General features: G+C 66.9%; 1 protein-coding gene. It reads right to left on the reverse strand.

From position 1 onward, the window contains the following. Positions 1 to 3747: beta strand repeat-containing protein (locus SM757_RS34515; protein ID WP_322468794.1), on the reverse strand; the 3747-nt coding region annotated here is incomplete at both ends.

Consider the following 3747-nt stretch of genomic DNA (forward strand, 5'->3'; position numbering starts at 1 on the left):
TCGTAGCTCCAGGCGCCGGCGGCGTTGATGGTCAGCGAGCCCCATGCGCCACCGCTGGTGGTGTCGGTGACGGTAGTGGAAAACTTGTCCTGGCCGGCGTCGGTGTCAGAGACCGCCAGCGAGCCCGTGCGCGTGAGCTGAATACCCGGCGTGAGGGCATCGGTGTCGGCGTCTTCAGTCAGCGCAGCTTGAGCGTTGGCGCTGTCAGTGCCGGCGTCGATGGTGGCGGCGTCGTTGACGCCAGTGATGACGATGGTGATGGTCTGCGTCGCGGTGCCGTCCAGGCTTTGGACGGTGAAGGTCTCGGTGTGCGTTTCACCTTGCTTGAGCGCCTGCAGCGCGCCCAGGCTGTTGTCGACCTCGTAACTCCAGGTGCCGGCAGCGTTGATGGTCAGCGCGCCCCAGGCGCCACCGCTGGTGGTGTCGGTGACGGTGGTGGAGAACTTGTTCTGGCCAGCGTCGGAGTCAGAGACGGACAGCGAGCCCGTGCGCGTGAGCTGGATGCCTGGCGTGAGGGTATCGGTGTCGGCGTCTTCAGTCAGCGCAGCTTGGGCGTTGGCGCCGTCGGTGCCGGCGTCGATGGTGGCTGCGTCGTTGACGCCAGTGATGACGATGGTGACGGTCTGCGAGGCGGTGCCGTCCAAGCTTTGAACGGTGAACGTCTCGGTGTGCGTCTCGCCGGCTTTTAGCGCCTGCAGCGCAGCCAGGCTGTTGTCGACCGCATAGCTCCAGGTGCCGGCAGCGTCGATGGTCAGCGCGCCCCAGGCGCCACCGCTGGCGGTGTCGGTGACGGTGGTGGAGAACTTGTCCTGGCCGGCGTCGGTGTCAGAGACGGTCAGCGAGCCCGTGCGCGTGAGCTGAATGCCCGGCGTGAGGGCGTCGGTGTCAGCGTCCTCGGTGAGGGCGGCCTGGGCGTTGGCGCCGTTGGTGCCCGCGTCGATGGTGGCGGCGTCGTTGACGCCGGTGATGACGATGGTGACGGTCTGCGTCGCAGTGCCGTCCAGGCTTTGGACGGTGAAGGTCTCGGTGTGGGTCTCGCCCTGCTTGAGCGCCTGCAGCGCGGTCAGGCTGTTGTCGACCGAGTAGCTCCAGGCACCGGCGGCGTTGATGGTCAGCGCCCCCCAGGCGCCGCCAACCGTGGTGTCAGTGACGATGGTGGAGAACTTGTCCTGGCCGGCGTCGGTGTCAGAAACGGACAGCGAGCCCGTGCGCGTGAGCTGAATGCCGGGCGTGAGGGTGTCGGTGTCGGCGTCTTCAGTCAGCGCGGCTTGGGCGTTGGCGCCGTCGGTGCCGGCGTCGATGGTGGCGGCGTCGTTGACGCCGGTGATGACGATGGTGACGGTCTGCGAGGCGGTGCCGTCCCGGCTTTGGACGGTGAAGGTTTCCGTGTGCGTCTCGCCTTGCTTGAGCGCTTGCAGAGTAGCCAAGCTGTTGTCGACCGCGTAGCTCCAGGTGCCGGCGGCGTTGATGGTCAGCGCGCCCCAAGCACCGCCGCTGGTGGTGTCGGTGACGGTGGTGGAGAACTTGTCCTGGCCGGCGTCGGCATCAGAGACCGCGAGCGAGCCTGTGCGCGTGAGCTGTATGCCTGCTGTGAGGGTGTCTGTGTCGGCATCTTCAGTCAGCGCGGCTTGGGCGTTGGCGCCGTCAGTGCCGGCGTCGATGGTAGCCGCGTCGTTGACGCCAGTGATGACGATGGTGACGGTCTGCGAGGCGGTGCCGTCCAAGCTGGCCACCGAGAAGGTCTCGGTGTGGGTCTCGCCTGCCTTAAGCGCCTGCAGCGCGGCCAGACTGTTGTCGACCGTGTAGCTCCAGGTGCCAGCGGCGTTGATGGTCAGCGCGCCCCAGGCGCCACCGCTGGTGGTGTCGGTGACGGTGGTGGAGAACTTGTCTTGGCCGGCGTCGGTGTCAGAAACGGACAGCGAGCCCGTGCGCGTGAGCTGAATGCCCGGCGTGAGGGCATCGGTGTCGGCGTCTTCAGTCAGCGCAGCTTGGGCGTTGACGCCATTGGTGCCCGCGTCGATGGTGGCGGCATCGTTGACGCCGGTGATGACGATGGTGATGGTCTGCGTCGCGGTGCCGTCCAGGCTTTGGACAGTGAAGGTCTCGGTGTGGGTCTCGCCTTGCTTGAGGGCCTGCAGCGCAGCCAGGCTGTTGTCGACCGAGTAGCTCCAGGCGCCGGCGGCGTTGATGGTCAGCGCGCCCCAGGCGCCGCCAACCGTGGTGTCGGTGACAGTAGTGGAGAACTTGTCCTGGCTCGCGTCGGTGTCCGAGACGGACAGCGAGCCCGTGCGCGTGAGCTGTATGCCCGGCGTGACGGTATCGGTGTCGGCGTCTTCAGTCAGCGCGGCTTGGGCGTTGGCGCCGTCAGTGCCGGCGTCGATGGTGGCCGCGTCGTTGACGCCAGTGATGACGACGGTGACGGTCTGCGTCGCAGTGCCGTCCAGGCTTTGGACAGTGAAGGTCTCGGTGTGGGTCTCACCTTGCTTGAGGGCCTGCAGCGCAGCCAGGCTGTTGTCGACCGTGTAGCTCCAGGTGCCGGCGGCGTTGATGGTCAGTGCACCCCAGGCGCCGCCGCTGGTGGTGTCGGTGACGGTGGTGGAGAACTTGTCCTGGCCGGCGTCGGTGTCAGAGACGGACAGCGAGCCCGTGCGCGTGAGCTGAATGCCCGGCGTGCCGGCATCGGTGTCGGCGTCTTCAGTCAGCGCAGCTTGGGCGTTGGCGCCGTCAGTGCCGGCGTCGATGGTGGCCGCGTCGTTGACGCCAGTGATGACGATGGTGACGGTCTGCGAGGCGGTGCCGTCCAGGCTTTGGACGGTGAACGTTTCCGTGTGCGTTTCACCTGCCTTAAGCGCCTGCAGCGCAGCCAGGCTGTTGTCGACCGTGTAGCTCCAGGTGCCGGCAGCGTTGATGGTCAGCGCGCCCCAGGCGCCGCCGCTGGTGGTGTCGGTGACGGTAGTGGAGAACTTGTCCTGGCCGGCGTCGGTGTCAGAGACCGCCAGCGAGCCCGTGCGCGTGAGCTGAATGCCGGGCGTGACGGTGTCGGTGTCGGCGTCTTCAGTCAGCGCGGCTTGGGCGTTGGCGCCGTCGGTACCAGCGTCGATGGTGGCTGCGTCGTTAACGCCAGTGATGACGATGGTGACGGTCTGCGAAGCGGTGCCGTCCAGGCTTTGGACGGTGAAGGTTTCCGTGTGCGTCTCGCCTGCCTTAAGCGCCTGCAGCGCAGCCAGGCTGTTGTCGACCGTGTAGCTCCAAGTGCCGGCGGCGTTGATGGTCAGCGCGCCCCAGGCGCCGCCAACCGTGGCGTCGGTGACGGTAGTGGAAAACTTGTCCTGGCCAGCGTCGGTGTCAGAGACGGACAGCGAGCCCGTGCGCGTGAGCTGGATGCCTGGCGTGAGGGCATCGGTGTCGGCATCTTCAGTCAGCGCAGCTTGAGCGTTGACGCCGTTGGTGCCCGCGTCGATGGTGGCTGCGTCGTTGACGCCGGTGACGACGATGGTGACGGTCTGCGAGGCGGTGCCGTCCAGGCTTTGGACGGTAAAGGTCTCCGTGTGCGTCTCGCCTTGCTTGAGCGCCTGCAGAGCAGCCAAGCTGTTGTCGACCGCGTAGCTCCAGGTGCCAGCGGCGTTGATGGTCAGCGCGCCCCAAGCACCGCCGCTGGTGGTGTTGGAGACGGTGGTGGAGAACTTGTCCTGACCCGCGTCGGTGTCAGAGACTGACAGCGAGCCCGTGCGCGTGAGCTGTATGCCC

Origin of the sequence: Azohydromonas lata (assembly GCF_034427735.1) — a bacterium.
In the GTDB taxonomy this organism is placed as follows: domain Bacteria; phylum Pseudomonadota; class Gammaproteobacteria; order Burkholderiales; family Burkholderiaceae_C; genus Azohydromonas; species Azohydromonas lata.